21 protein-coding genes, 4 tRNA genes and 1 pseudogene are annotated in these 26442 nt (G+C 66.1%); 18 read left to right on the top strand and 8 right to left on the bottom strand.

Features of this window, described 5'->3' with window-relative positions:
• Positions 1 to 72: 72 nt before the first annotated feature.
• On the top strand, positions 73 to 1125 hold the full coding sequence (locus ON22_RS23485) for an aldo/keto reductase (RefSeq protein ID WP_033246977.1): 1053 nt from the start codon (positions 73 to 75) through the stop codon (positions 1123 to 1125).
• On the opposite strand, the gene ON22_RS23480 is transcribed toward ON22_RS23485, so the two are convergent.
• From ON22_RS23480 to ON22_RS23465, 4 genes are all read right to left on the bottom strand, one after another.
• The gene (locus ON22_RS23480; RefSeq protein ID WP_033246976.1) at positions 1119 to 5468 is read right to left on the bottom strand and encodes a bifunctional nitrate reductase/sulfite reductase flavoprotein subunit alpha; all 4350 of its coding nucleotides are present in this window, start codon (positions 5466 to 5468) and stop codon (positions 1119 to 1121) included. The two genes, ON22_RS23485 and ON22_RS23480, sit on opposite strands and share 7 nt — an antisense overlap.
• Positions 5469 to 5579: 111 nt before the next feature.
• Entirely contained in the window at positions 5580 to 6287 is a 708-nt protein-coding gene (locus tag ON22_RS23475; protein WP_033246975.1) for a demethylmenaquinone methyltransferase, read from the bottom strand.
• Positions 6288 to 6412: 125 nt separating this feature from the next.
• A complete protein-coding gene (locus ON22_RS23470) occupies positions 6413 to 7555 on the bottom strand; it encodes a glycosyltransferase family 4 protein (RefSeq protein ID WP_081595787.1) in 1143 nt (380 codons plus the stop codon).
• A 5-nt stretch (positions 7556 to 7560) separates the two neighbouring features.
• Entirely contained in the window at positions 7561 to 8082 is a 522-nt protein-coding gene (locus ON22_RS23465) for a DUF3592 domain-containing protein (RefSeq protein ID WP_063820648.1), read from the bottom strand.
• Positions 8083 to 8420: 338 nt separating this feature from the next.
• On the opposite strand from ON22_RS23465, the gene ON22_RS23460 reads away from it, so the two are divergent.
• A complete protein-coding gene (locus ON22_RS23460) occupies positions 8421 to 8927 on the top strand; it encodes a DUF2505 domain-containing protein (protein ID WP_033247040.1) in 507 nt (168 codons plus the stop codon).
• A gap of 191 nt (positions 8928 to 9118) precedes the next feature.
• On the opposite strand, the gene ON22_RS23455 is transcribed toward ON22_RS23460, so the two are convergent.
• Genes ON22_RS23455 through ON22_RS23445 form a run of 3 tightly spaced genes read right to left on the bottom strand, consistent with a single transcriptional unit; the run spans position 9119 to position 11320 of the window.
• A complete protein-coding gene (locus ON22_RS23455; RefSeq protein WP_033247039.1) occupies positions 9119 to 9571 on the bottom strand; it encodes a VOC family protein in 453 nt (150 codons plus the stop codon).
• Between the two features lie 18 nt (positions 9572 to 9589).
• A complete protein-coding gene (locus ON22_RS23450; protein ID WP_033246973.1) occupies positions 9590 to 10042 on the bottom strand; it encodes a helix-turn-helix transcriptional regulator in 453 nt (150 codons plus the stop codon).
• Between the two features lie 6 nt (positions 10043 to 10048).
• The gene (locus ON22_RS23445; RefSeq protein ID WP_033246972.1) at positions 10049 to 11320 is read right to left on the bottom strand and encodes a geranylgeranyl reductase family protein; all 1272 of its coding nucleotides are present in this window, start codon (positions 11318 to 11320) and stop codon (positions 10049 to 10051) included.
• Between the two features lie 135 nt (positions 11321 to 11455).
• Here ON22_RS23445 and ON22_RS23440 point away from each other — a divergent pair.
• Positions 11456 to 12477, top strand: a pseudogene (locus ON22_RS23440) (polyprenyl synthetase family protein).
• Between the two features lie 297 nt (positions 12478 to 12774).
• Complete coding sequence (gene htpX / locus ON22_RS23435) at positions 12775 to 13647, top strand: zinc metalloprotease HtpX (RefSeq protein WP_033246970.1); 873 nt, start codon at positions 12775 to 12777, stop codon at positions 13645 to 13647.
• Between the two features lie 5 nt (positions 13648 to 13652).
• Here the strand turns inward: htpX and ON22_RS23430 are convergent, their stop codons facing one another.
• The gene (locus ON22_RS23430; protein ID WP_033246969.1) at positions 13653 to 14144 is read right to left on the bottom strand and encodes a YajQ family cyclic di-GMP-binding protein; all 492 of its coding nucleotides are present in this window, start codon (positions 14142 to 14144) and stop codon (positions 13653 to 13655) included.
• A gap of 299 nt (positions 14145 to 14443) precedes the next feature.
• Here ON22_RS23430 and ON22_RS23420 point away from each other — a divergent pair.
• The 14 genes from ON22_RS23420 to rpoB all read left to right on the top strand — a co-directional run bounded on the left by ON22_RS23420 (position 14444) and on the right by rpoB (position 26396).
• Positions 14444 to 14529 (top strand) — tRNA-Tyr (locus tag ON22_RS23420).
• 185 nt (positions 14530 to 14714) lie between these two features.
• Positions 14715 to 14787 (top strand) — tRNA-Thr (locus ON22_RS23415).
• A 69-nt stretch (positions 14788 to 14856) separates the two neighbouring features.
• Positions 14857 to 14929: transfer RNA gene (locus tag ON22_RS23410), tRNA-Met, on the top strand.
• 44 nt (positions 14930 to 14973) lie between these two features.
• Positions 14974 to 15144 carry a 50S ribosomal protein L33 gene (gene rpmG, locus ON22_RS23405; RefSeq protein ID WP_011211653.1) on the top strand — a complete coding sequence of 57 codons (171 nt, stop codon included), beginning with the start codon at positions 14974 to 14976 and terminating at the stop codon, positions 15142 to 15144.
• A 347-nt stretch (positions 15145 to 15491) separates the two neighbouring features.
• A complete protein-coding gene (locus tag ON22_RS23400) occupies positions 15492 to 16514 on the top strand; it encodes a fused (3R)-hydroxyacyl-ACP dehydratase subunits HadA/HadB (protein WP_051157994.1) in 1023 nt (340 codons plus the stop codon).
• A 279-nt stretch (positions 16515 to 16793) separates the two neighbouring features.
• Positions 16794 to 16866 (top strand) — tRNA-Trp (locus tag ON22_RS23395).
• Positions 16867 to 16892: 26 nt separating this feature from the next.
• Complete coding sequence (gene secE, locus ON22_RS23390) at positions 16893 to 17264, top strand: preprotein translocase subunit SecE (RefSeq protein ID WP_033246966.1); 372 nt, start codon at positions 16893 to 16895, stop codon at positions 17262 to 17264.
• 120 nt (positions 17265 to 17384) lie between these two features.
• Positions 17385 to 18161: a transcription termination/antitermination protein NusG gene (gene nusG / locus ON22_RS23385; RefSeq protein WP_033246965.1), complete on the top strand. Its 777-nt coding sequence runs from the start codon at positions 17385 to 17387 to the stop codon at positions 18159 to 18161.
• A gap of 86 nt (positions 18162 to 18247) precedes the next feature.
• Complete coding sequence (gene rplK, locus ON22_RS23380) at positions 18248 to 18682, top strand: 50S ribosomal protein L11 (RefSeq protein WP_033246964.1); 435 nt, start codon at positions 18248 to 18250, stop codon at positions 18680 to 18682.
• A gap of 152 nt (positions 18683 to 18834) precedes the next feature.
• A complete protein-coding gene (rplA, locus tag ON22_RS23375; protein ID WP_033246963.1) occupies positions 18835 to 19554 on the top strand; it encodes a 50S ribosomal protein L1 in 720 nt (239 codons plus the stop codon).
• A 386-nt stretch (positions 19555 to 19940) separates the two neighbouring features.
• Positions 19941 to 20480: a 50S ribosomal protein L10 gene (rplJ, locus tag ON22_RS23370; protein WP_033246962.1), complete on the top strand. Its 540-nt coding sequence runs from the start codon at positions 19941 to 19943 to the stop codon at positions 20478 to 20480.
• Between the two features lie 75 nt (positions 20481 to 20555).
• Positions 20556 to 20936 carry a 50S ribosomal protein L7/L12 gene (rplL, locus tag ON22_RS23365; protein WP_033246961.1) on the top strand — a complete coding sequence of 127 codons (381 nt, stop codon included), beginning with the start codon at positions 20556 to 20558 and terminating at the stop codon, positions 20934 to 20936.
• Positions 20937 to 21238: 302 nt separating this feature from the next.
• Positions 21239 to 22327 (top strand): ABC transporter ATP-binding protein, encoded by a 1089-nt coding sequence (locus tag ON22_RS23360; protein ID WP_174375623.1) that lies wholly within the window; start codon positions 21239 to 21241, stop codon positions 22325 to 22327.
• Positions 22328 to 22871: 544 nt separating this feature from the next.
• Positions 22872 to 26396 (top strand): DNA-directed RNA polymerase subunit beta, encoded by a 3525-nt coding sequence (gene rpoB, locus ON22_RS23355; RefSeq protein ID WP_033246960.1) that lies wholly within the window; start codon positions 22872 to 22874, stop codon positions 26394 to 26396.
• Positions 26397 to 26442: the final 46 nt, after the last annotated feature.

Below are 26442 nucleotides of genomic sequence, written 5' to 3'. Positions count from 1 at the left end.
CAGTTTCATTTAGTCGTCGATCGGTGTATCTTCGACCTTGCTAATGACACTCTAGATCCATTAGGAGTCGAGATGGAATACCGCCGCCTGGGAGCTTCCGGATTGATCGTCCCCGCGTTGAGTTTCGGCGCCGGAACCTTCGGGGGCCGTGGGGAATTGTTCGGCGCCTGGGGCGATACCGACGTCGAACAGGCCCGCCGCCTGGTGGATATCAGCCTGGACGCCGGGGTCACGATGTTCGATACCGCCGATGTGTACTCCGACGGCGCCTCCGAGGAAGTACTCGGGGCCGCCATCCGTGGCCGGCGCGACCGCCTGCTGCTGTCCACCAAGGCGAGCCTGCCCACCGGACCCGGCCCGTTCGATGCGGGTTCGGGCCGCGCCCGGCTGATCGGCGCCGTGGAAGCCGCGTTGCGCCGGCTCGGCACCGAACATATCGACCTGTTCCAGTTGCACGCGTTCGACGCCCGGACCCCGGTCGAGGAGGTCCTGCACGCTCTCGACGATCTCGTCCGTGCGGGCAAGATCCGATATCTGGGCGCCTCCAATTTCGCCGGTTGGCAGCTGATGAAATCGCTGGCCGCCGCCGATCGGCACGGGCTCACCCGCTATATCGCCCACCAGGTGTACTACTCGCTGGCCGGACGCGACTACGAGTGGGAGCTGATGCCGCTGGGGGTCGCCGAGGGGGTAGGTGCGGTGGTCTGGAGTCCGCTGGGCTGGGGCCGGCTGACCGGAAAGATCCGCCGTGGCCAACCGCTGCCCGCGGGCAGCCGGCTGCACCGCACGGCCGAGGCCGGCCCGCCGGTGGACCAGGAACATCTCTACAACGTCGTCGATGCCCTGGACGAGATCGCCGCCGAAACCGGCCGGACCGTCCCGCAGATAGCGCTGAACTGGCTGCTCTCCCGCCCGACCGTCGGCACCGTGATCGTCGGCGCTCGCAACGAGGAGCAGCTACGGCAGAATCTCGGCGCCGTCGGCTGGGAGCTCACCACCGATCAGATCGCGCGGCTGGACGCGGCCAGTGCGCTCACCCCGCCCTACCCCTATTACCCGTACTACCGCCTGCCCGATTTCACTCGGCTGAACCCGCCCGCCGTACCGGTGGGAGCGGTTCAGTAGACATCGCGGACGTAACGCTTCTCGGCCACCAGCTGCTTCTTGAACGCCAGGGCGCCGTCCTCGTCGAGTTTGCCGTGGATGCGGGCGATGCGCAGCAAGGCCTCGTCGACATCCGCGGCCATCCGGGCTGCGTCACCGCACACATAGAAGTGAGCGCCCTCGCGCAGCCACGACCACAGTTCCGCGCCGTGTTCGATCATCCGGTGCTGCACGTAGACCCGTTCGCGTTGATCACGGGAGAAGGCCAGATCCAGTCGCGAGAGGTGACCGGAACGGAACATATCCTCTAGTTCGGTGCGGTAGTAGAAGTTCTGGCTCGCGTGCTGGTCGCCGAAGAACAGCCAGTTCTTCCCGGTGGCACCGAGTGCGCGGCGTTCGTGCAGGAAACCCCGGAACGGCGCGATACCGGTGCCCGGGCCCACCATGATCATCGGCACGCTCGGATCCAGCGGCGGCCGGAAATGGGGGGCACGCTGCAGGAAGATCGGTACGGGCGCGGCGGCGCGATCGGCCAGGAAGGTGGAGCATACGCCGCCGCGGCGGGCCGCCGAGCCCGCGACCCGCGGATCGCCGTAGCGGACGATCCCGACGGTCAGCTCCACTTCCCGCGGGCTGACCAGCGGGCTGGACGAGATCGAATACTGGCGCGGCTGCAGCTTTTTCAGAACATCGAGCCACTCCACGAGGTCGGCGCGGACCGGGAAATCGCGCAGGACGTCCACCAGTTGGCGGTCCCACAGGTACCCGGCCAGCTCGTTGCGGTTATCGCGGCGCAGCAGCTTGGCCAGCCGGTTGCTGGGATTACGGTCGGCCACGAATTCCAGCAGGTCCCGGGAGACCCGGGCGATATCGAAACGGGTCCGCAGCGCTTGTTCCAGCGGCAACTCGGTATCACCCACGGCGACGATCCGCCCGGCCGCCAATCCCGCCGCGTCGAGGAACTCACCGACCATCGACGGGCAGTTGCTCGGCCATACCCCGAGTGAATCACCCACCTCGTAGCGCGCAGCCGAATCACCGAGATCGAAGGCTATCCGCCGGACCTCTTTGGTCGAGTCGGGAGTCGTCAGCACCTCGTTGCGCACCAGCGGGGCCGGAACCGGGAGCGCCCTGGTGAACGGAGCCGGTGCGGGATGCCGGGGGCGGGCGGGTACCCCGCGCTCCAGCAGACCCGTCGTGGTGCCCACACCGAATGCGGATCCGGTTCGCCCGCTCGGACTTGCGCCGGCGAACCCGCGCCCTGGCCGCAGAACGGTCCCAGGGCCGCCCAGGCCGGCGCCCGCGGCGCTACCGGCCGCAGCTGCATCGAACTTGTCTTCGGTGCCCGGGCGCTCGGTTGCGCCCGCCCCGGATCCATCGGCGGCGGGCGTGCAGGACCGGTCGACCGTGCTCGAGGGGGAGCCGTCACCTGAATTACCACCGATATCGCCGCCGAGCGCCGCGATCACTTCGTCCAGCCAGTCCGAACCGGGTTCGGCGAAATCCGGTTCGCAGTCCACGCGCGGTAGGAGCCGGGTCGCGCCACGTTCGGCGAACGCCGTATCGAGCCGCCGGCCATGGCCGCAGAAATCGTCGTAGGAGGAATCACCCATGGCGAATACGGCGAAACGGATGTCCGTGAACCTGCCCGCGCTCTCGTCGAGCCGGGTCCAGAAATCGGCGCCGTTGTCCGGTGGGCCGCCGTCGCCGAACGTACTGCTGACCACCAGGACATCACCCGCCAATGCGGCGAGGTCGCAGGAATCCATATCGATCAGTCGCGGCCGGTAGCCGGATTCCGTGAGCCGCTGCGCCGCGGTGGCCGCGAATTCTTCGGCATTTCCGGTCTGCGAGGCCCACAGTACCGTCACGGCCGGGCTCGGTTGTTCCGGTACTGCCGTCGAACCCGATTGGCCGGCACGGGAATACATACCGGCCAGCAGCCCGTCCACCCATAGCCGGCTCTGCTGCGACAACGGCGCGGTCTCCGGGAGCACCGGTTGCCCCGAGACCGGCAAGGCCTGCAGTGCCGCGAGATAGCCACCGAGGTAGATCCGCTCGGTTTCGCTGAGGGTGGGCGAGGCTGCCGCGTCCAGGCCGAGGACCGCCGCGAGGGGATGGTCCCCGGCATTCGCCGTGGGTTCGCGCGGGATGCCGGGGGCCACGGGCGATTCGACGGGAACCACCGGCGCGACCCGGCGCAGCGCGACCGCGCAGGCCTTGAATTCCGGTTGCAGCGAATCCGCGTCCACCGCATCGTTGGTGACCGCGTTGACTGTCAGGTATTCGCCCTGTTCGTCGTTCCAGTGGAACGGTGCGAAACATCCGCCGGGAAGCACCCGGTCGCTGATCCGCACGGGGAGTACGGCACGGCCGCGCCGGGAGGCGATCTCCACCTGGTCGCCGGCGGCCAGCCCCAGTTCGCGGGCATCGTCGGGATGGACCTCGGCGAACGGTTCCCGGTTCAGTTTGCTGAGCTTGTCGATCCGGCCGGTCTTCGTCATCGAATGCCACTGATGTTGCAGGCGGCCGGTATTGAGCAGGAACGGATAGTCGTCATCCGGCATTTCCGCCGGCGGCATATGCGGGCGCGGCCAGAAGACCGCTCGCCGGCTGGGAGTGGGGAAGGCCAGGCGTGGCCGGTGCCCGGCGCCGTCGACGAACGGCTCCCCGCCGATTCCGTCGTTGCGGTAGCGGATCGGGTTGCGGCGCTGCGCCGGGTCCGGGCACGGCCACTGCATGGGGCCCGCACGCAGCTTGTCGTGACTCATCCCGCGCAGGTCGTAGCCGGTGGCCGGATTGGCGAAGCCGCGGATCTCGTCGAATACTTCGGCGGCGGAGTCGTATTCGAACCCGGGAAAGCCCATGGCGGTCGCCACCTGGGCGATGAGCTGCCAGTCCGGGCGTGCCGCGCCGGCCGGTTCGACCGACTGTCGCTGCAGGGTCACGGTCCGTTCGGAATTGACCATCGCAGCATCCGCCTCGGCCCACAGTGTGGCGGGTAGCAGCAGGTCGGCGTAGGTATTGGTGGCGGTATCGGTGTAGGCATCCTGGGTGATCACCAGTTCGGCGGCCTCCAGGCCCGCGATCACCGTTTTGCGATTGGCCACCGTGGCAACCGGGTTGGTGCAGACGATCCACGCCGCTTTGATCGTTCCGGCCGCGAGCTGCCGGAACATCTCCACGGTGCCCGGACCGGCCTCGGCACGGATGGCTCCCGGCGGTAGGTCCCACGCCGTTTCCACGAATGTCCGGTCGGCGGGGGAGAGCACGCTGCGCTGCCCGGGCAGCCCGGGCCCCATGTACCCCATTTCCCGGCCGCCCATGGCATTCGGCTGCCCCGTCAGTGAGAACGGCCCGCTGCCCGGGCGGCAGATGGCGCCGGTGGCCAGATGCAGATTGCACAGTGCGTTGGTGTTCCAGGTGCCGTGGGTGGACTGGTTCAGGCCCATCGTCCACAGGCTCATCCATTCGCCCGCCGCGCCGATCCAGCGGGCAGCGGTGCGGATATCCGCCTCGGCCAGGCCCGTGATCCCGGCGACCCGATCCGGCGTGTAGGCGGCGAGGAAATCCGGCATCGCCGCCCAGCCCTCGGTGTGCTCGGCGATGAACTGCTCGTCGATATCACCGGCCTCGACCAGTAGATACAGCAGGCCGTTGAGCAGTGCCAGATCGGTGCCGGGCCGGATCTGCAGGAACAGGTCCGCGCGAGCGGCCGCATCGGTACGCCGCGGGTCCACCACGATCAGCTTCGCGCCGGATTTGAGCCGCTCGGACATGCGCAGAAAGAGGATGGGATGGCAATCGGCCATATTCGCGCCGATGACGAAGAACAGATCGGCGTGGTCGAAATCGTCGTAGGAACCGGGCGGGCCGTCGGCGCCCAGCGACTGCTTGTAGCCGGTACCGGCGCTCGCCATGCACAGCCTGGAGTTGGCCTCCATATGTACGGTCCGCAGATACCCCTTGGCGAGTTTCGTGGCCAGGTACTGCGCCTCCAGCGACATCTGCCCCGAAACATACAGCGCGATCGCGTCGGGCCCGTGCTCGTCCAGGATCGCCCGTAACCGCGCCGCGGCCTCGGCCACCGCCTCGTCCACCCCCACCGGCTCCGGTTCGGCCCCGCGGCCCGGACGCCGGTACGCGGTGGTCATCCGCCCCGGCGCCCGCATCAGTTCGAGGTGAGTGGCGCCCTTCGTGCACAACCGCCCGGCATTCGCGGGATGCAATTTATCGCCACTGACCCGGGCGATCACCGGAGCGCCGGTGGTATCCGCGGTCGTGGTGACCTCGATGCCGCAGCCCACCCCGCAGTACGAGCACACCGTCCTGGTCTTCTCGCTTGTGCCGTATCCCTCGGACATGTCTCCGATGGTGCCCGCGAGCCGTTTCCTCGGGTTTGCCCGATGTTATCGCCGCATCACATTCCACTTCACCGGCGAAAATCACAGCTGTGAGGAAAATGAACGGGCGCGTCAGCTACCGAGCTTGTAGCCGCGGTGCAGGGCCACCACCCCGCCGGTGAGGTTGCGCCATTTCACCCCGGCCCAGCCCGCGTCCGCCACCCGCCGGCCCAGCTGCCGCTGATTCGGCCAGGCCCGGATCGATTCGGCCAGGTAGACGTAGGCGTCCGGATTACTGCTGACCGTCCGCGCGACCCGCGGGAGCGCCTTCATCAAATACTCCATGTAGACCGTCTTTAACACCGGGATCACCGGGGTGGAGAACTCGCAGATCACCAGCCGGCCCCCGGGTTTGGTGACCCGCAGCATCTCCCGCATCGCCAGATCGATATCGGCGACATTGCGCAGGCCGAACGAGATCGTCACCGCGTCGAAGGAGTTGTCGGCGAACGGCAGTGCCATGGCATCACCGGCGACCATCGGGACGTCGCGGAACTGTCCGGCGGCGAGCATGCCCTGGGAGAAATCGGCGGCCACGCACCAGGCACCCGATTTGCCCAGTTCCACGGTGGAGACACCGGTCCCGGCCGCAAGATCGAGGATCTGCTCACCGGGACGCGGGGTGATGGCCCTGCGGGTCATCCACCGCCAATAGCGGTCCTGCCCGGCCGAGATCACGGTATTGGTCAGATCGTATCGTCGCGCCACCCCGTCGAACATCGAAGCGACCTCGTGCGGTTGCTTGTCCAGCGAGGCCCGAACCGATTGCGTTTTCGCCACAGCCCGACCCTACTCGGCGCCACTGTCATCTCGACGGGCTGATCGCTGTCACCTCGAGGGCCGAACAGGATCGTGCCGGCGGCTGATCAGAATGGTGCTGCGGGGTGCCGCCGCTGGGCTGCCGATCAGGCGGAACGGGACAACTGGTAGTCGGTGCCGAGCACGTCGGCGTAGTGGCCCATGAGTTCGGTGCACAGGGCCGGCCAGGTGCGATGCAGTACCGATTTCCGGGCGGCCGCACCGAACCGGGTGCGCAGCCGGGGATCGCGCAGGGCGGCGACGGCGCCCGGCAGCAGTTCGGTGAACTCCGCGACCGGCAGCAGGTAGCCGTTGCGGCACGGCGAGATGAGGTCGCGCGGGCCGCCGGCGTCGGGACCGATCACCGGGACCCCGCCGGCCAATGCCTCCTGGACACCCTGGCAGAAGGTTTCGTGTTCGCCGGGGTGCACCATCACGTCCAAACTGGCGTAGGCCTGCGCCAATTCGTCGCCGCCGAGTTCGCCGGTGAAGATCGCGCCCGGCAGTATCCCGGCCAGTTTCGGCCGCTGCGGTCCGTCGCCGACGATCACCAGTTGAACGTCCGGATCGCGGGCCAGGACCGCGAGCCGCTCCACATGTTTCTCCGGCGCCAGCCGGCCCACGAATCCGACCAGCAGCCGATCGCTTCCGCCGAGCCACTCGTTTCGTAATCGCGGGTTGCGGGCCGCGGGAGTGAATCGCGCCGCATCGACCCCGCGCGCCCACCGGTGCACCCGCGGAATCCCGTGCCGGGCCAAGCTCTCCGCCGCGGCGCTCGACGGTGCCAGGGTGCGGGTCGCGCCCTCGTGGATCCGCCGGGTCCAGCCCCACGCCGCGCGCTCGGCCAGTCCCAGTCCGTAGCTCTTGGCGAAACCCGCCACATCGGTCTGGTACACCGCGATCGTGGGCAGGTCCAGTCGCAGCGCGGCGGCCAGTCCACCGGCGCCCAGCAGGAACGGGGACGCCAGATGCACCACATCGGCGCCGAAATCGTCCAGAATCCCGACCATTCCCGGCTGCGGCAGGCCCACGGGCAGCGAACTGATCTTCGGCACCATCACCGCCGGTACCCGGTGCACCGGGAATCGGCCGTGGTGCCGCGGCGCGGGGGGACGTCCGCGCAGCGTATCGGGCGCGATGACGAGCGCCTCATGTCCGTGCCGGTCCAGGTGATCCAGCACCCGCAGGACCGAGTTCACGACACCGTTCATATTCGGGAGGAAGGACTCGGCAACGATGGCTACGCGCACACGGGTCAGTGTGCGGGGTCGTGGGATCCCGGGGCGCGTCGTCGATATGACACCGGATCGAAGATCCGGCGAACACTCATCGAACCGGTTTCCGCACGCAACAGCAGCCACAGCGTGGGCAGTGTCAGCGCCCAGACCGTGGCGAGCACCGACAGCGCCGGCGGTATCGCGACCCGCACATCGCGGCCGGCCACTCGCACCAGGTCGGGGTCGGCGCGGTTGTATTCGACGTTGATCCGTTCGCCCGCGGTCAGGTGGGTCGGGTACAGCACGCCCACTTTGGGATTGTGGGTCACGCCGTCCGGGGTGACGTACATCACCGCCGAGCGCAATCGTCCGGCGGACAGCACCTCACCCGTTGTTTCGCCCTTGTCGGATTCGATCAGGTAATCGTTGCGCCAGGCCGCGAGGACCAGCAGCACCACCAGCACACTCACCGAGACGGCGGCAATCAGCACACCGACCCGTATCCGCCGCAGCCGTTCGGCCCGCGCCGAGGAATCGGGTGGCGTGGATTCTGTGGACACACTTCCGGCCGGGGTGGTTTCCGCGGGTTCCGGCTCTGTCGGTTTCTCCAGTTGGTGCACGGGATCGGGCGGCTCGGCCACATCTGCCTGGTCGGGCACGCTGTCTCCTTTCGGATTCGATCCCTGTCGGCGTCCGCGACCGGGCGAGGCCGGCGGATATCCGGCAGTTGCCGCGCCGACGAAAGCCATGGACCGCCTCGCCGAGGCAGCGCCCCTCGCGGCACCGCAACAGCCTAACGGGCGACCCGGCGCGCGGCGTCCGGGTCCGGATCCGGACGCGGACCGGGCCCTCGGCGAAGGACAGGCGAGTGCGGCAGGTTCGGCTACTGTGGGCGCTCATGGCCCGAAAATTCGGCTTCACGCTGACCTATCCGATCCCGGTCGCCGAACTCCACGCCGCGCTCACCGGGGAGGAACTGTGGCGCGCCCGTTTCGCCGGCGCGCAGACAGCCACGCTCGACCTGACCCATCCGGGCGGGCCGGGCACGATCCGGCTCGCGATGAGCGAGAAGATCCGCCCGGAGAAAATCCCCGGCATCGTCCGCAAGGTCCTCAAAAGCGATCTGGTCGTCACCCGCGTGGACAACTGGCAGCCGCTGACCGGCGACACCGCCGAGGGAACCTTCGAAGGCACCTCGTCGGCGATCTCTTCGGAGATGGCCGGAACCTACCGGCTCCGGTCCGCCGGCGACGGGTCGGAACTGGCGGTCTCCGGTTCGGTGAAGGTGAAGGTTCCGCTGGTCGGCGGCGCCATCGAGCCCCTGGCCGAACAGTTGCAGCGGCGAGTGGTGGAAAGCGAACGCAAATTCATCTTGAAATGGTTCGCCGAGCGCGCGAACGCCTGATATCCGTGCGCTGGGGCTGTCGGCCTATCGCTGCTTTCCGCCCGTGAGTATCGCGGGCGGAAAGCGGTACCGAGGGCGCCGCAACCCATGCGCGTCGGATGAACGGAGAGCGCAGTTCCTCGGCGAGCCGGGGCCCGGTCAGGACTTTGCGGATCGTCGACGCCCGGCTCCGTGACGGGGCCGCCTGCGCCTCAGAGTTCTTCGCAGGGTGCTTCCATCGCGACGGCCGGGTCGAACTCCTTCGGCTCCACCATCACGAGCCAGTTCCCGGAGTTGTCCCGGAAAACGGCCTCCACACCGTAGGGCCGCTCCGACGGCGGTTGTACGAAATCCACGCCCTTGGCGGCCAACTCCTTGTACGCCTGCTGGCAGTCCTTCGTGGTGAGCCCCAGCGAACCGTGGGTGCCGTTGGCCAGCGACCGCCGGACTGCCTCGGCGAGGTTCTCGTCCAGGGGCGGGCCCGGCACCATCAGGGTCACCTCGAGTTCCGGATGGTCCGGATGGGCCACGGTCACCCAGCGGAAACCGTTGTCGCCCATCTGCACATCGGCGGTCTCGACGAATCCGAGGGTGTCGATATACCAGTTCTTTGCCTCGGTCTGGTCGGTCACGTACACCGTGACCAGCGAAATGTTGGTGATGATCGGGGTCATGAGATGAGCCTAGGCGCGCCGCGAACGCTGCGGCTTCTCCGAAATTGCGGTGTCCGGCCGGCGGTCGGACAACCCGTGCATGAACACATAACAGCCGGGGATCCGCGGCGCACCGTCGGCGAATTTCGCCTGGTACTCCGACGGTGAAACCCCCACCAGTTCGGTGAACTTGCGCGAGAACGACCCCAGGCTGGTGTACCCGACGAGCAGGCATACCTCGGTGACCGTCGTATTGGTCGCGCGGAACAGGTCCTGGGCCCGCTCTATCCGCCGTTCGGCCAGATACAGTGCCGGCGTGCGGCCGTAGGTCGCGGCGAAACAGCGCAGGAAGTGATACTTGGAGACCCCCGCCGCCGCGGCCATCCAGGCCAGATCCAGCGGTTGTGCATATTCGCGGTCGATGAAATCACGTGCCCGGCGCAGATGTGGGAGCAGATCCTCGGGTACCGGCCGCGCTGCCATCGTCGCTTACCCGAACGGCACGAGTTCGTCGAAACGCATCGACGCACGCCCCGCCGTACGCCACGCCCGCGCCGTCAGGTCCAGATCCTCGTCCGTGACCAGATTGCCCATCACCCGGACCGCTGTGCGCTGCAACAGTTTCGAGCGCATCACCGGCGGGCCGCCCATCGGCACCATACTGGGGTGGGTCGCCAACCCGGCGATCCGGCGGGCTACCGAGTACGTGCGCCCGTATTTGCGGCGCAGCACATCCGGCCACAGCCGGGTCAGGTCGGGTTCGTCGAGCAAGCCGGCGAGCATATGCCCGCCCTCCAGCCCGTAGTCGATACCTTCGCCGTTCAGTGGGTTCACACAACCGGCGGCATCACCCACCAGCACCCAGTTGCGGCCCGCGATACCGGAGACCGCGCCGCCCATCGGCAGCAGCGCCGAGGACACTGCCCGCAGCGAGCCGGTGAGCTCCCATTCGTCGCGGCGCTGCGCGGTGTAGTGCTCCAGCAGGGGTTTCAACGCGATATGCGAGGGCCGTTGCTCGGTTGCCAGCGAACCGACCCCGATATTCACCTCACCGTTGGCGAGCGGGAACACCCAGCCGTAACCGGGTACCAGTTCACCCTGCGCGTTACGCAGCTCCAGATGCGAGGTGATCCATTGGTCGTCGCTGCGCCCGGACGCGATATAGGCGCGTGCTGCCACCCCGTACGCGTATTTGCGGTGCCAGGTCCGGCCGAGTTGTTTACCGACCGGGGAGCGGACACCGTCGGCCACGATCAAGGTCTCGCAGCGGATCTCGGCGGTTCGTTCGCCGGCGCGCACCACCACCCCGGTGACCCGGTCACCGTCGCGTACCACGTCGGCGACTTTGGTGCCGTCGAACATCCGGGCCCCGGATTTCACGGCGGTTTCGCGCAATTTGTCGTCCAGTTCGGTACGCGGTATCGCGCTGCCGTAGGTCGGGAAGGAACCGGCCGGCCACGGGAGCAGGGCCTCGCGCCCGAATCCGGTCATCCGCAAACCGTGGTTGACGGTATGCGCGCGCACCCATTCACCCAGGCCCAGATGTTCGAGCTCCGCGGTGGCGCGTGGGGTCAGTCCGTCCCCACAGGTCTTATCACGTGGGAACACCGCGGAATCGAGCAGCAGCACATCGCGACCCGCCCGGGCCGCCCAGGCCGCGGACGCGGAACCGGCGGGTCCGGCACCCACTACCAGCACCTGCACGTGTGCGGGCAGCGGCCCCCGGTCGCTATCGGCTGGTGTGGCTTCGGGTGCACCCATGCGGACAATAGTTACAGGCCGCGGTCTGCGATGTCGATGGCGGTACGGTCAATACAGTGACGGTGTTCATGGGCGCTGCGGCATGGACACGCTAGGTTCATCACCGTGGGGTCGGACGCGTCCTTGGGAGAAGGTATGAGCACATCTGCTGTGAGCGAAGCCGGCACGGTGGTGGCGGGGGTGGACCTCGGAGACGCCGCCCTCGCCGCGACAGTGCGCGAGGGTCTCGACCGGGTGGAGGAGTTACTGGTCGAGGAATTGTCGGACGGGGCGTCGTTCCTGCAGGAAGCCGCGCTGCATCTGGCCAGGGCGGGGGTAAACGGTTCCGCCCGCTGTTCACCATATTGACCGGCCAGCTCGGCCCGCGCCCCGACGACCCGGAGCTCGTCACCGCAGGCACCGTCGTCGAACTGGTGCATCTGGCCACGCTCTACCACGACGATGTGATGGACGAGGCCACCATGCGGCGCGGCGCTCCGAGCGTGAACTCGCGCTGGGGTAACAGCGTGGCGATCCTGGCCGGTGACTATCTGTTCGCCCATGCCTCCCGCCTCACCTCCACCCTCGGCCCGGACGCGGTGCGCATCATCGCGGAAACGTTCGCCGAACTGGTCACCGGCCAGATGCGCGAAACCATGGGCGCCCGCGAAGCCGCCGATCCGGTCGCGCACTACCTGAAGGTGGTCTGGGAGAAGACGGGGTCGCTGATCGCGGCTTCCGGCCGTTTCGGCGGTACGTTCTCCGGTGCCGGTCTCGACCATGTGGAACGGCTCGCCCGCCTCGGCGACGCGGTGGGCACCGCCTTCCAGATCTCCGACGACATCATCGATATCTCGTCGGTTTCCGCGCAGTCGGGTAAAACTCCCGGCACCGACCTGCGCGAAGGTGTGCATACGCTCCCGGTCCTGTATGCCCTCCGGGATCCCGGCCCCGACGGTGACCGCTTGCGCACCCTGCTGGACCACCCGCTCGAATCGGACGCGGAGGTGGACGAAGCCCTCGAACTGCTCGGCCGTTCTCCGGGGATGAGGCAGGCCAAGGAGAAACTGCGGGAGTACAGCGATATCGCTCACGCGGAACTGAAGGCACTCCCCGCGGGTCCGGCGAACGACGCCCTGGTGCGGCTGGTTCAGTACACGACCGAGCGGGTCGGCTGAGCCGACTCTTCGTTGCGCCGGCTCGCGGGGATAGGGAGAGGCGAGCCCACTGGGTGCCGCGCTCGACTCGGCGCCCCGGTCGGTTGCGTCGGGCTCTGTGGGGCTCGACCCCGTTATCCCTGAATTCGTGGCGCTGCCGGGCGCGGCGGTTCGGTGTCGCCCCATTCCGGCCGCAATCGGTCCGGCCGGACGAGGGGCGTGGGCGCCGGAACTCCGGCGCAGACTCGGTCGTTGACCCCGTGTAGCGGTTCTGGCCGAAATTCGCGCATCTGAGCGCGTCACCTATACAGGAGTGCTATGCACGGGCACGGGTTTGCGAATGGGGTCAAAACGTTCGGGCTCATGGTCGGCCTTTCCGCGCTCATCGTGCTGGCGGGCGCAGCGTTCCGGAACACCACCATTCTGGTGATCGCGGTGCTACTCGCCGTCGCGATGAACGGCTACGCGTATTTCAACAGCGATAAACTCGCGCTGAAAGCGATGCGTGCGCAGCCGGTCAGCGAGCTAGAGGCGCCGGTGATCTATCGCATCGTGCGCGAACTGGCGACCACCGCTCGGCAACCCGTGCCGCGCCTGTACATAAGTCCGACGAATGCGCCGAATGCGTTCGCGACCGGGCGTAATCCGCGTCATGCGGCGGTGTGCTGTACCAGTGGGATCCTGCAGATTCTGGACGAGCGCGAATTACGAGCGGTACTCGGGCACGAACTGTCCCACGTCTACAACCGGGATATTCTGATCTCCTCGGTCGCCGGTGCGATGGCGGCGGTGATATCCGGTCTGGCGAATTTCGCCTATTTCGCGGCCGCATTCGGCGGTAATCGGGGCGGTTCCGGTCCGAATTTCATCGGAGTGCTGCTGGTATCGCTGCTGGGGCCCATCGCGGCAGGTCTGATCAAGATGGCGGTTTCGCGTTCCCGCGAATATCAGGCCGACGAATCGGGTGCGGAGTTGACCGGTGATCCGCTGGCTCTGGCTTCGGCGCTACGTAAATTGGAGCGCGGGGTACAGGCGGCGCCGCTGCCGCCCGAACCCCGGCTCACCGCGCAATCGCATCTCATGATCGCCAACCCGTTCCGGGCCGGTGATCGGATGGCCCGGTTGTTCTCCACTCATCCGCCGATGTCCGACCGGATCGCACGGCTGGAACAGATGGCCGGGCGGCGCTGAACGCGCTAGCGGTAGTTCACGAACTGCAACGCGATTCCGAAATCCTCGCCTTTGAGCAGCGAGATCACGGCCTGCAGATCATCGCGTTTCTTACTGGTCACGCGGAGCTCGTCGCCCTGGATCTGCGCCTTGACCCCTTTCGGGCCTTCGTCGCGGATCTTCTTGGAGATCTTCTTCGCATGTTCGGCGTCGATGCCCTGGACGAGCGAGCCGGTGACCTTATAGGTTTTGCCCGAGGCGACCGGTTCGCCGGCATCGAAGGCTTTGAGGGAGATGTCCCGGCGGATCAGTTTCTCCTTGAAAACCTCGAGTGCGGCTTTGACCCGCTCCTCGGATTCGGCGGTGAGCACCACTTTGTCCTCGCCCGACCATTCGATGCCCGCGCCTGTTCCCCGGAAGTCGTAGCGCGTATTCAGTTCCTTCTCGGCCTGATGCAGCGCGTTGTCGACCTCCTGCCGTTCGACCTTGCTGACGATATCGAATGATGAATCGGCCACACTGCGCTCCTGTTCGCTGTTGGATCACCCTGAGTGCTTACGCAAGCTACCTCGTTCGGGAAGTGGCACGGCATGAGCGGGTCGGGCCGCGAAGGGCGGCAGCGCGGCATCATCGCGCAGGGCGCCCGCACATGCTCGGTCGTATTGCGCCTCTGTGCACATGCGCGCCGGCCGGGTGGTCGTGTCGATTTCGGTCGTTCGGGCGATCTGGCCAGCCGGTTTGCATTCCGGGTGCGGGTACGTTGTATTCTGCTCAGCGCACTCGAAAAGTGATCGCGAGATCGCCGGGTGTGGTTCCAGGCAGGTTGCCCGAGCGGCCAATGGGAGCAGACTGTAAATCTGTCGGTGAAAGCCTACGTAGGTTCGAATCCTACACCTGCCACCACGAACCCCCGCCGGTGAAATCCGGCGGGGGTTCTGTCGTATGCAGGGCGCCGCGCATCGTCCGATGCAACCTAAAAATACGCTCTGACCACCCGGTTTGGTGCTGTCGGCCGAGAGTGTGTACTCTCGTTCAAGTCTTCGAGGCAACGGGCAGGAGATCATCCGGTTCCGCTGCGGAGAAGTCGTGCCCCCTTAGCTCAGTCGGCAGAGCGTTTCCATGGTAAGGAAAAGGTCAACGGTTCGATTCCGTTAGGGGGCTCGCCGGATTGCCGGTGGTGTCCGACTCGGCGTTCCAAGCCGCGACGTCGCCGTTGCAGATGGCGCGTAAGGCGGTGTAGCTCAGTCGGTAGAGCAAACGACTCATAATCGTTGTGTCGCCGGTTCAAGTCCGGCCATCGCTACCCATACTGATTGACCCTCTGGTTGACCGGAAAGAAGGCATATCGTGGCCGCGAAGTCCACCGATGTCCGGCCAAAGATCACCTTGGCCTGCGAGCAGTGCAAGCATCGCAACTACATCACCAAGAAGAACCGGCGCAACGACCCGGATCGGCTGGAGCTGAAAAAGTTCTGCCCGAACTGCGGTACGCACCGCGCCCATCGCGAATCCCGCTGACCCCTGCATGTGGCGTCGCTGCTCCGGCAGCGACGCCTCACCTGCCGGGGCGGACCGGGTGACGCCGATCGAGACGATCTGCGGTTTCGCATCGTCGTGATCGCCGCGCCGTGGCGCGCCTGTTCGACTCGCTACAGTTATGGTTCCCTCTCGGGCGGGTTCTCCGCCCGTTCGTGGCCCGTAATGGGCCGCGGTATTGATCGGGCGGCTGTGCGGTCTCCCTCTCGGCTACGCCGGCTACCACCTACTGGACTGACGTCCAGCCGCCAAGCAGACTCCGTGCTGCGGGGTCAGATAGGTACAGTCCTCCCGTGACAACGAACACCGGAACAGACGAAGTGGCCGCGATGGAAGCGGAGTTCGACCCCGCCACCCATGCGGCCGCGATGGTCGGTCACCACTATCGCGTGGACGACTACTACGAGGTCGGCCGCGAGAAAGTCCGCGAGTACGCCCGTGCCGTCCAGGACAGCCACCCGGTGCACTGGGACGAAGATATCGCGCTGGAGTACGGCTACGACGGCCTGGTCGCCCCGCTGACCTTCATCTCTCTCGTCGGCATCCTGGCGCAGCGCAAACTCTTCGAGACGGTTGTCACCGGCTACGACCTGAGCCAGATCATGCAGACCGACCAGATCCTGGAGTTCCACCGTCCGATCCTGGTGGGCGACCGGTTGACCTGCGACGTCTATCTGCATTCGTTCCGCCAGGCCTTCGGCGGCGACATCATCGTCACCAAGAACATCGTCACCGATCAGCACGACGAGGTGGTGCTCACCACCTACACCACCCTGGTCGGCCGCAGCGGCGGTGATATCGATCCCAACCTCAACGAGGCCGTGCGCAAGGTCCTGATGCACGGGATGGAAGCCTCGATGCCGGACCACACGCCCCGTTCGCACCCGGCCCCGCCGGCCCCCGCGGCGGAGAAGGCCGTGGCCACGCGATTTGCGCGTTCGTTCGACGAGGTCTCCGTCGGCGACGAGCTGCCCGCCCGGATCGTACGGCTCACCCGTGGCGATCTGGTGAACTACGCCGGTGTCTCCGGCGACGCCAACCCCATCCACTGGAGCGACGAGGTCGTGAAGCTGGTGGATCTGGAGACCTGCGTCGGCCACGGCATGCTCTCCATGGGCCTGGGCGGCGGATTCGTCACTTCCTGGCTGGGCAACCCGGGCGCGGTGAAGGAGTACAACGTCCGGTTCACCAGTCCGGTGTTCGTGAGTGCTACCGAACCGGCCGAGGTCGAATTCACCGGCAAGATCAAATCCGTCGATCCGGAAACCCGGACCGCGGTGATCGCCATCGTGGCCAAATCCGGTGGACGCAAGATTTTCGGCCGGGCCACGGCCACCGTCCAGTTGTCCTGACCTGGTCGAGCGCCCCGGATTGGCTTCCGCGGCCAGCCGTGCCGTACACTCGGGATTCTGGGGTCACCAGCCGATGCGCGCTGCTCTGCAAGGCTGGTTCCAGGCGGGGTTCTCGAGTATCGGCCGCACCGGCTGAGTAGGCTCGGGTCGAGCCGGTCGAACCGGTCCCGCCGACGGGGCCGGCATCTGCCGGAGCGGCGCGCGTGTTGTGTGACCACAGCACCGATAATTGAATACCGCAGTGTGGCTGGATGGCACGCAAGTGTCCGGTTCAGCCGAAGGGGCGTAGCTCAAATGGCAGAGCAGCGGTCTCCAAAACCGCAGGTTGCAGGTTCAAGTCCTGTCGCCCCTGCCCAGGATGCCCGGCGATGAGAGAGGATCGACGTGACCGACGAGCGGGATGACACCGCCGCCGCGCAGCGGCCGAGCGGAAAGCGCTCCGCTCGGCGGGGTCGGTCCGCCACGTCGGGCGCGTCCGATACCGGTTCGATCGCGACCATCGATCGGCCCGCGCGTAAGGACGAGAAGAAGTCCGGCCGAGCCGATCGGGAGCAGTCCCGGAATCCGTTCAAACGTTTGTTCAAGTTCCTGCGTGAGGTGATCGCGGAACTGCGGAAGGTTATCTGGCCCAACCGGAAGCAGATGATCACCTATACGACCGTTGTTCTGGTGTTCGTGGTCTTCATGGTCGCGTTCATCAGCGGGTTGGATCTGGCGTTCATCAAGGGTGTCGACTGGTTGTTCGGCTAGCCAGGCGATATCGGCGCCGGTGCCCCGATCCGCGCCCGCGGGCCGGACGCCAGACAAGACCGCCGCGCCCGAACCCGGCACGCAGAGGATGCACGTGACGACACAGGAAGCGAGTGCCCAGTGAGCACCCCGGAGAACGACACCACCGACGAGTTCCCGGTCGACGATCAGACGGCCGAGGAGGCCGCTGTACACGTCGAGGAGCCGGCGTCCGATGCCGCGCCCGAGGCTGCCGACGAGGCCGCACCCGCATCCGCCGACGAAGCCGAGCCGGATCCGGTCGAGCAGATGAAGGCCGTGCTGCGGCGTGCTCCCGGAGACTGGTACGTCATCCACTCCTACGCCGGCTACGAGAACAAGGTGAAGACCAACCTCGAGACCCGTGTGCAGAACCTGGATCTGGAGGATTACATCTTCCAGGTCGAGGTGCCCACCGAAGAGGTCACCGAGATCAAGAACGGTCAGCGCAAGAGCGTCAATCGCAAGGTGCTGCCGGGCTACATCCTGGTCCGGATGGATCTGAACGACGAATCCTGGGGTGCGGTGCGTAACACCCCCGGCGTCACCGGATTCGTCGGTGCCACCTCGCGCCCCTCGCCACTGACCATCAACGAAGTGGTGAAGTTCCTGGTTCCGGCCTCCCAGCAGAAGAAGGCGCCCGCGCCCGCTGCGGCCGCGAGTTCTTCGGAGACCGCCGGCGAGACCCCGGCCAAACCGGCCATCGAAGTCGATTTCGAGGTCGGCGAATCGGTCACGGTGATGGACGGCCCGTTCGCGACGCTGCCCGCCACCATCTCCGAGGTCAACGCCGAACAGCAGAAGCTCAAGGTGCTGGTCTCGATCTTCGGTCGCGAGACACCGGTCGAGCTGGAATTCACCAAGGTCGCCAAGATCTAGCGGCGGCGCCTGTGCCTCCCGGGGCGGTTGTGTCCCGGGCCGGACCTTGCAGAGCGCAAGGAACACCACACAACTAGGAAAGAAAGATGCCCCCCAAGAAGAAGAAGCTCGCCGGGATCATCAAGCTTCAGATCCAGGCCGGCGCGGCGAATCCGGCTCCGCCGGTGGGCCCGGCGCTCGGTCAGCACGGCGTCAACATCATGGAGTTCTGCAAGGCCTACAACGCCGCGACCGAATCGCAGCGCGGCAATGTGGTGCCGGTCGAGATCTCGGTGTACGAGGATCGGTCCTTCGACTTCAAGCTGAAGACCCCGCCTGCCGCCAAGCTGCTGCTGAAGGCTGCCGGCGTGCAGAAGGGTTCGCCCGAGCCGCACCGCAACAAGGTCGCCACGGTGACCATGGATCAGGTGCGCGAGATCGCGAAGACCAAGCAGGAAGATCTGAACGCCAACGATATCGATCAGGCGGCCAAGATCATCGCCGGAACCGCGCGCTCGATGGGTATCACTGTCGAAGGCTGAGCGTCGGCGCCGGAGGCGGTAGCGCAGCGTAATCACGCAAGCGAAGCCTTCAGCAGGCGCTGAAGCCGAGGATCGTCGACGATCCCGCATTCGGTGGGAGGGCCGGCCAGGCCCGATAACCACGGCTGAACTACACACAAGGACAGAGAAACATGGCAAAACGAAGCAAGGCGTATCTCGCCGCGGCCGAGAAGGTCGATCGCGACAAGCTGTACTCCCCGCTGGCCGCCGCGCGGCTGGCCAAGGAGACCTCCACCACCAAGACCGACGCGACCGTCGAGGTCGCCGTGCGGCTCGGTGTGGATCCCCGTAAGGCCGATCAGATGGTCCGCGGCACGGTGAACCTGCCGCACGGCACCGGTAAAACCGCCCGCGTCATCGTGTTCGCGGCCGGTGAGAAGGCCGCCGAGGCCGAGGCTGCCGGTGCGGACGCCGTCGGCGCCGAGGATCTGATCGAACGGATCCAGGGCGGCTGGCTGGACTTCGACGCCGCGATCGCCACCCCCGACCAGATGGCCAAGGTCGGCCGGATCGCGCGTGTGCTGGGCCCGCGCGGTCTGATGCCGAACCCGAAGACCGGTACGGTCACCAACGATGTGACCAAAGCGGTCAACGACATCAAGGGCGGCAAGATCAACTTCCGCGTCGACAAGCAGGCCAACCTGCACTTCGTCATCGGCAAGGCGTCGTTCGACGACAACAAGCTGGTGGAGAACTACGGCGCCGCGCTGGACGAGATCCTGCGTGCCAAGCCGTCGACCGCCAAGGGGCGTTACGTCAAGAAGGTGACGGTTTCGACGAACACCGGACCGGGCATCCCGGTGGACCCGAACCGCACCCGCAACCTCCTCGAGGAGGACGCGACCGCGTAAGGCGCTCGGCAAGTACATCGATAGCGGCGGGAACGGGATAACCGTTCCCGCCGCTATCGTCGTTCCCGGGCCATCGGATAAGCCGTTTTGCCAGGACAGGGCTCCAGCAGGTAGGCTTACCGAGGTTGTCGACCAGTTCGGCACCACCCAATCTGTTCTACCGAAGACCGTAGGTCTGCCGATCCCGTATGGAATCGGCCGAAGGTCCGGCGAGAGTGCCGGCGGCCCACGCAGGGAGAGCCGAGGCCGGTAGCGAGCACAGGATTCGTCACTGTGCCGGATACTTTTTCGCGCCCCGGAACGCTCTGCGTTCGGGGCGCTTGTTCTTTCGCCGGCCCCTGATGCGGTAGGGCAATCCCGAACCGACATCAGAGAGGAGGCGAAGTATGGCGAAACCCGAGAAGGTTACCGCGGTCGCGGAGATCACTGAGCAGTTCAAGGGCTCGACGGCAGCAGTCATCACGGAATACCGTGGCCTGTCCGTCGGTGCCCTCACCGAACTGCGCCGTGCGCTCGGTGCCGACACCACGTACTCCGTCGCCAAGAACACCCTGGTGAAGCGCGCAGCGGCCGAGGCCGGTGTGGAGGGTCTGGACGATCTGTTCGTCGGACCCACCGCGATCGCGTTCATCTCCGGTGAACCCGTCGAGGCGGCCAAGGCGCTCAAGACCTTCGCCAAGGATCACAAGGCGCTGGTCATCAAGGGCGGCTACATGGACGGTGCGCCGCTGTCCGTGTCCGAGGTCGAGCGGATCGCCGATCTGGAGTCCCGCGAGGTTCTGCTGGCCAAGCTGGCCGGTGCCATGAAGGGCAACCTGGCCAAGGCCGCCGGTCTGTTCAACGCTCCCGCCTCGCAGGTGGCCCGCCTGGCCGCCGCGCTGCAGGACAAGAAGCAGGCCGAAGGCGGAGACGCCGCCGCGGAGTGACACCTTCCGCAATTCCCGCGGAACGGTCGATCCCGGCTCGCCCGCACAGACATTCACTATCGAAAGGAAACAACAATGGCCAACGTTGACGAGCTGCTCGAAACCTTCGGCAACATGACCCTGCTCGAGCTGTCGGACTTCGTCAAGAAGTTCGAGGAGAAGTTCGAGGTCACCGCCGCTGCTCCGGTCGCCGTCGCGGCCGCCGGTGCCGCCCCGGCCGCCGCCGAGGCCGCCGAGGAGCAGGACGAGTTCGACGTCGTCCTCGAGGGTGCCGGCGATAAGAAGATCCAGGTCATCAAGGTGGTCCGTGAGATCGTCTCCGGCCTGGGCCTGAAGGAAGCCAAGGACCTCGTCGAGGGCGCCCCGAAGCCGATCCTGGAGAAGGTCGCCAAGGATGCCGCCGACGCCGCCAAGGAGAAGCTGGAAGCTGCCGGCGCCAAGGTTTCGGTCAAGTAATTCCGAGCTGTGGTTATTGAGCGTGGGCACGGGCCCTGCGTGGTGACGCGTCGCTGCCACCTCCGGGCCTGACTCACCCCACGCTGCAGCATCAGAAATGGGCGGTTCCTGCGGGAGCCGCCCATTTTTTTGTTCCCTGGTTAACGACGATTCCGCGGTGCCGGGACCTTCCGTGATGGTTACTCTTCAGTCAGGTCGGGTGTGTTACCGCGGTCCCATGAGTTACAGTGGCCGGACCCACTGTGACGTGACCGGGTCAGCGGTGCAGAGTGGGTAGCTCGCTGAGAAATGTGGAGGTTGGCGTGGGCGTCGAGGTCAGGACCGAGGGTGCAACCAAGTCGTTCGGTTCACAGCGGATTTGGCAGGACGTTTCTATTACCCTGCCTGCCGGTGAGGTCAGCGCGCTGCTGGGCCCGTCGGGTACCGGTAAGTCCGTATTCCTGAAATCGCTCATCGGCCTGCTGCGGCCGGAGCGTGGATCCATTTTCATCGGTGGTACCGATATCACCACCTGTTCGAACAAGGAGCTCTACGAGATCCGCAAGCTGTTCGGCGTGCTGTTCCAGGACGGTGCGTTGTTCGGTTCCATGAATCTCTTCGACAATGTGGCTTTCCCGCTGCGCGAGCACACCAAGAAATCGGAGTCCGAGGTCCGCAAGATCGTCATGGAGAAGCTGGAAATGACCGGCCTCCTCGGCGCCGAGGGCAAACTGCCCGGCGAGATCTCCGGCGGTATGCGTAAACGTGCCGGTCTGGCCCGCGCGCTGGTGCTCGATCCGCAGATCATCCTGGTCGACGAGCCGGACTCGGGCCTGGATCCGGTGCGTACCTCGTATCTCAGCCAGTTGCTGATCAATATCAACGCCCAGATCGACGCCACGATCCTGATCGTGACACACAACATCAACCTCGCGCGGACGGTGCCCGACAACATCGGCATGCTATTCCGCCGCCAGCTGGTGATGTTCGGCCCCCGTGAGGTGCTGCTGACCAGCGATGAGCCGGTGGTGAAGCAGTTCCTCAACGGTCGCATGATCGGGCCCATCGGTATGTCCGAGGAAAAGGACGAAGCCCAGATGGCGCGCGAGCAGGCGCTCGTGGACGCCGGCCACCATCACGGCGGAGCCGAAGAGGTCGAGGGCATCATCCCGCAGATGAAGGCCGAGCCCGGTATGCCGGTACGGCAGGCCGTCCAGCGGCGGAAGAACCGGGTGCGCGAGATCATGCACACCCTGCCGCATGCCGCGCAGTCCGCCATCCGCGAATCGCTCGACGAGGCCGACGAAACGATGGTCATGTCCTACAACTCCGGGCAACAGCTCGGCGCGGGTGACCAAGGTAACGATTTCCCGGGTTCGGACTTCGACACCATGCAGTATCCCAAGGTCTGATCAGCTCGCTGGCGAGAAGCAGCGCGTCGGGTTTCGTACCCGGCGCGCTGTTCTTTTCGGCCGTCCCGGCGATGCGTCCGCGGCACCGCGGGACCGCGTCGGAAGCCGTTGCCGCTGATCTTGTAGTGCGACAGTCGATCCGGCAGACCACCAGGTCGGCACGGGCACTTGACGAGTTTCGCCGGACCAGTCACGCTATTGGAGGCAGCATCAGTTGCCTCGGTAGTGCACGACCACCCACGCCGAATCGCCTACCTCGGCGGCCCGGCCGTGGCCCGGAACGCAGCCAGCGAAACCGGCCCGGCGCGTCAGCCGCGCAGCGGTTCGTGGGGGTGGTACTTTGACACCTCCGTATAGGTAGGTGTAGGTTTGGACGTTGCGCTGGCTGCCTCCTGTCCATACCTTGATCGCACTACGAAAGTTCCACCCTTCCGGTGTTGCTTCCGTTGTTTGCTGTTCGAGTCTCGTTCGGGTCGTGACCAGCGAGAATCCCAAAATGTAGCAGACAAGCGACGGTCGCGGACCACCACGCGACGCGCGTGAGGTGCTGGAAGGACGCATCTTGGCAGTCTCCACCCAGACAAGCGCCAATACGAAGCTGGGAGTTTCCGGAGGTATCCCCGGGGCTCCGTTGCGGGTGTCTTTCGCGAAGCTCCGGGAGCCGCTGGAGGTGCCCGGACTTCTCGATCTACAAACGGAATCTTTCGCCTGGCTGGTCGGCACGCCGGAATGGCGTGAGCGCGCAGCCGCTCGCGGCGACGGCGGGCTGGTCGGCGGGCTCGAAGAAGTCCTCGAGGAGCTCTCTCCGATCGAGGATTTCTCGGGCTCGATGTCCCTGTCCTTCTCCGATCCACGCTTCGAAGAGGTCAAGGCCTCTCTCGACGAGTGCAAAGACAAGGACATGACCTACGCGGCGCCGTTGTTCGTCACCGCGGAGTTCATCAACAACAACACCGGCGAGATCAAGAGCCAGACGGTCTTCATGGGTGATTTCCCGATGATGACCGATAAGGGCACCTTCGTCATCAACGGCACCGAGCGCGTCGTGGTGTCTCAGCTGGTCCGTTCGCCGGGCGTCTACTTCGACCAGTCGGTCGACAAGAGCACCGAAAAGGATCTGCACAGCGTCCGGGTCATCCCGAGCCGCGGAGCCTGGCTGGAGTTCGACGTCGACAAGCGCGATACCGTCGGTGTGCGTATCGACCGTAAGCGCCGTCAGCCGGTCACCGTTCTGCTGAAGGCCCTCGGCTGGACCAACGAGGAGATTGCCGAGCGTTTCGGCTTCTCCGAGATCATGATGTCCACCCTGGAGAAGGACAACACCGCCGGCCAGGACGAGGCGCTGCTCGATATCTACCGGAAACTGCGTCCGGGCGAGCCGCCGACCAAGGAATCCGCGCAGACCCTCCTCGAGAATCTGTTCTTCAAGGAGAAGCGCTACGACCTGGCCCGTGTCGGCCGGTACAAGGTCAACAAGAAGCTGGGCGTGAACGCCGGCGTCCCGGTGACCGGTTCGGTGCTGACCAAGGACGATATCGTCGCCATCATCGAGTACCTGGTTCGTCTGCACCAGGGCGATCGCGTGATGACCGTCCCCGGCGGCGTCGAGGTCCCGGTAGAGGTCGACGATATCGATCACTTCGGCAACCGTCGTATCCGTACCGTCGGCGAACTGATCCAGAACCAGATCCGCGTGGGCCTGTCCCGGATGGAACGTGTCGTGCGTGAGCGCATGACCACCCAGGACGTCGAGGCCATCACGCCGCAGACCTTGATCAACATCCGTCCCGTCGTGGCGGCGATCAAGGAATTCTTCGGCACCTCGCAGCTGTCGCAGTTCATGGACCAGAACAACCCGCTGTCGGGCCTGACCCATAAGCGCCGCCTGAACGCGCTGGGCCCCGGCGGTCTGTCGCGTGAACGTGCCGGCCTCGAGGTCCGCGACGTCCACCCGTCGCACTACGGCCGCATGTGCCCGATCGAGACCCCGGAAGGCCCGAACATCGGCCTGATCGGTTCGCTCGCGGTATACGCGCGGGTCAACCCGTTCGGTTTCATCGAGACGCCGTACCGGAAGGTCATCGACGGCCTGGTCACCGACGATGTCGTGTACCTGACCGCCGACGAAGAGGACCGGCACACCCGTGCCCAGGCCAATTCGGTGGTCGGCGCCGACGGACGTTTCGTCGACGATCGCATCCTGGCCCGTAAGGGCAACGAGGAGATGGAGTACGTCTCCCCGGCCGAGGTCGACTACATGGATGTCTCGCCGCGCCAGATGGTGTCGGTGGCGACCGCCATGATCCCGTTCCTCGAACACGACGACGCCAACCGTGCCCTCATGGGCGCGAACATGCAGCGTCAGGCCGTGCCGCTGATCCGTTCCGAGGCGCCCGTGGTGGGCACCGGTATGGAGCTGCGCGCCGCGGTCGACGCCGGCGATGTGGTCGTGAACGAGAAGCCCGGTGTGGTGGAGGAGGTCTCCGCCGACTACATCACCGTCATGCACGACGACGGCACCCGCCGCAGCTACCGGATGCGTAAGTTCGCCCGCTCCAACCAGGGCACCTGCGCCAACCAGCGGCCGATCGTGGACGAGGGCCAGCGGGTCGAGTTCGGTCAGGTCCTGGCCGACGGGCCGTGCACCGAGAACGGTGAGATGGCGCTGGGCAAGAACCTGCTCGTCGCGATCATGCCGTGGGAAGGCCACAACTACGAGGACGCGATCATCCTGTCGCAGCGCCTCGTGGAGGACGACGTCCTCACCTCGATCCATATCGAAGAGCACGAGATCGACGCCCGCGATACCAAGCTGGGCGCCGAGGAGATCACCCGGGACATCCCGAACGTCTCCGACGAGGTGCTGGCCGATCTGGACGAGCGGGGCATCGTGCGTATCGGTGCCGAGGTCCGTGACGGCGATATCCTGGTCGGCAAGGTCACCCCGAAGGGTGAAACCGAGCTGACTCCCGAGGAGCGGCTGCTGCGCGCGATCTTCGGTGAGAAGGCGCGCGAGGTGCGCGATACCTCGCTGAAGGTGCCGCACGGCGAATCCGGCAAGGTCATCGGTATCCGGGTGTTCTCCCGCGAGGACGACGACGATCTGCCTCCGGGCGTGAACGAGCTGGTCCGGGTGTACGTCGCGCAGAAGCGCAAGATCCAGGACGGCGACAAGCTGGCCGGCCGTCACGGCAACAAGGGTGTTATCGGCAAGATCCTGCCGACCGAGGATATGCCGTTCCTGCCGGACGGCACCCCGGTCGACATCATCCTGAACACCCACGGTGTGCCGCGTCGTATGAATATCGGCCAGATCCTGGAAACCCACCTGGGCTGGATCGGCAAGGCGGGCTGGAAGGTCGATATCGCCACCGACGGCACCCGCCCGGACTGGGCCCAGGCCCTGCCCGAGCAGATGCTGGGTGCCCCGGCCGACTCCAATATCGCCACCCCGGTCTTCGACGGTGCGCGTGAAGAGGAGCTGACCGGGCTGCTCGCCTCGACCCTGCCCAACCGCGACGGTGAGCGCATGGTCAACGACGACGGTAAGGCGATGCTGTTCGACGGCCGGTCCGGCGAACCGTTCCCGTACCCGGTGGCTGTCGGCTATATGTACATCCTGAAGCTGCACCATTTGGTCGACGACAAGATCCACGCCCGTTCGACCGGCCCGTACTCGATGATCACGCAGCAGCCGCTGGGTGGTAAGGCGCAGTTCGGTGGTCAGCGTTTCGGCGAAATGGAATGCTGGGCCATGCAGGCCTACGGCGCCGCCTACACCCTGCAGGAACTGCTGACCATCAAGTCCGACGACGTGGTGGGCCGAGTGAAGGTCTACGAGGCGATCGTCAAGGGCGAGAACATTCCGGAGCCGGGCATTCCGGAATCGTTCAAGGTTCTGCTCAAGGAACTCCAGTCGCTGTGCCTCAATGTCGAGGTGCTGTCCTCCGACGGCGCCGCGATCGAGATGCGCGACGGCGACGACGAGGATCTGGAGCGGGCGGCGGCCAACCTGGGCATCAACCTGTCCCGGAACGAAGCGGCCACCGTCGACGATCTGGCGAACTAGGGCGTCGGCCGGGTGCCGTAGTCACGACTCGGCACCCGGCTGGTGC

It is taken from the genome of Nocardia carnea NBRC 14403 (genome assembly GCF_000308515.1).
GTDB classification, from domain to species: domain Bacteria; phylum Actinomycetota; class Actinomycetes; order Mycobacteriales; family Mycobacteriaceae; genus Nocardia; species Nocardia carnea.
The sequence above is the reverse complement of the archived record's forward strand: the minus strand, read 5'-3'. Positions and strand labels throughout refer to the sequence as shown.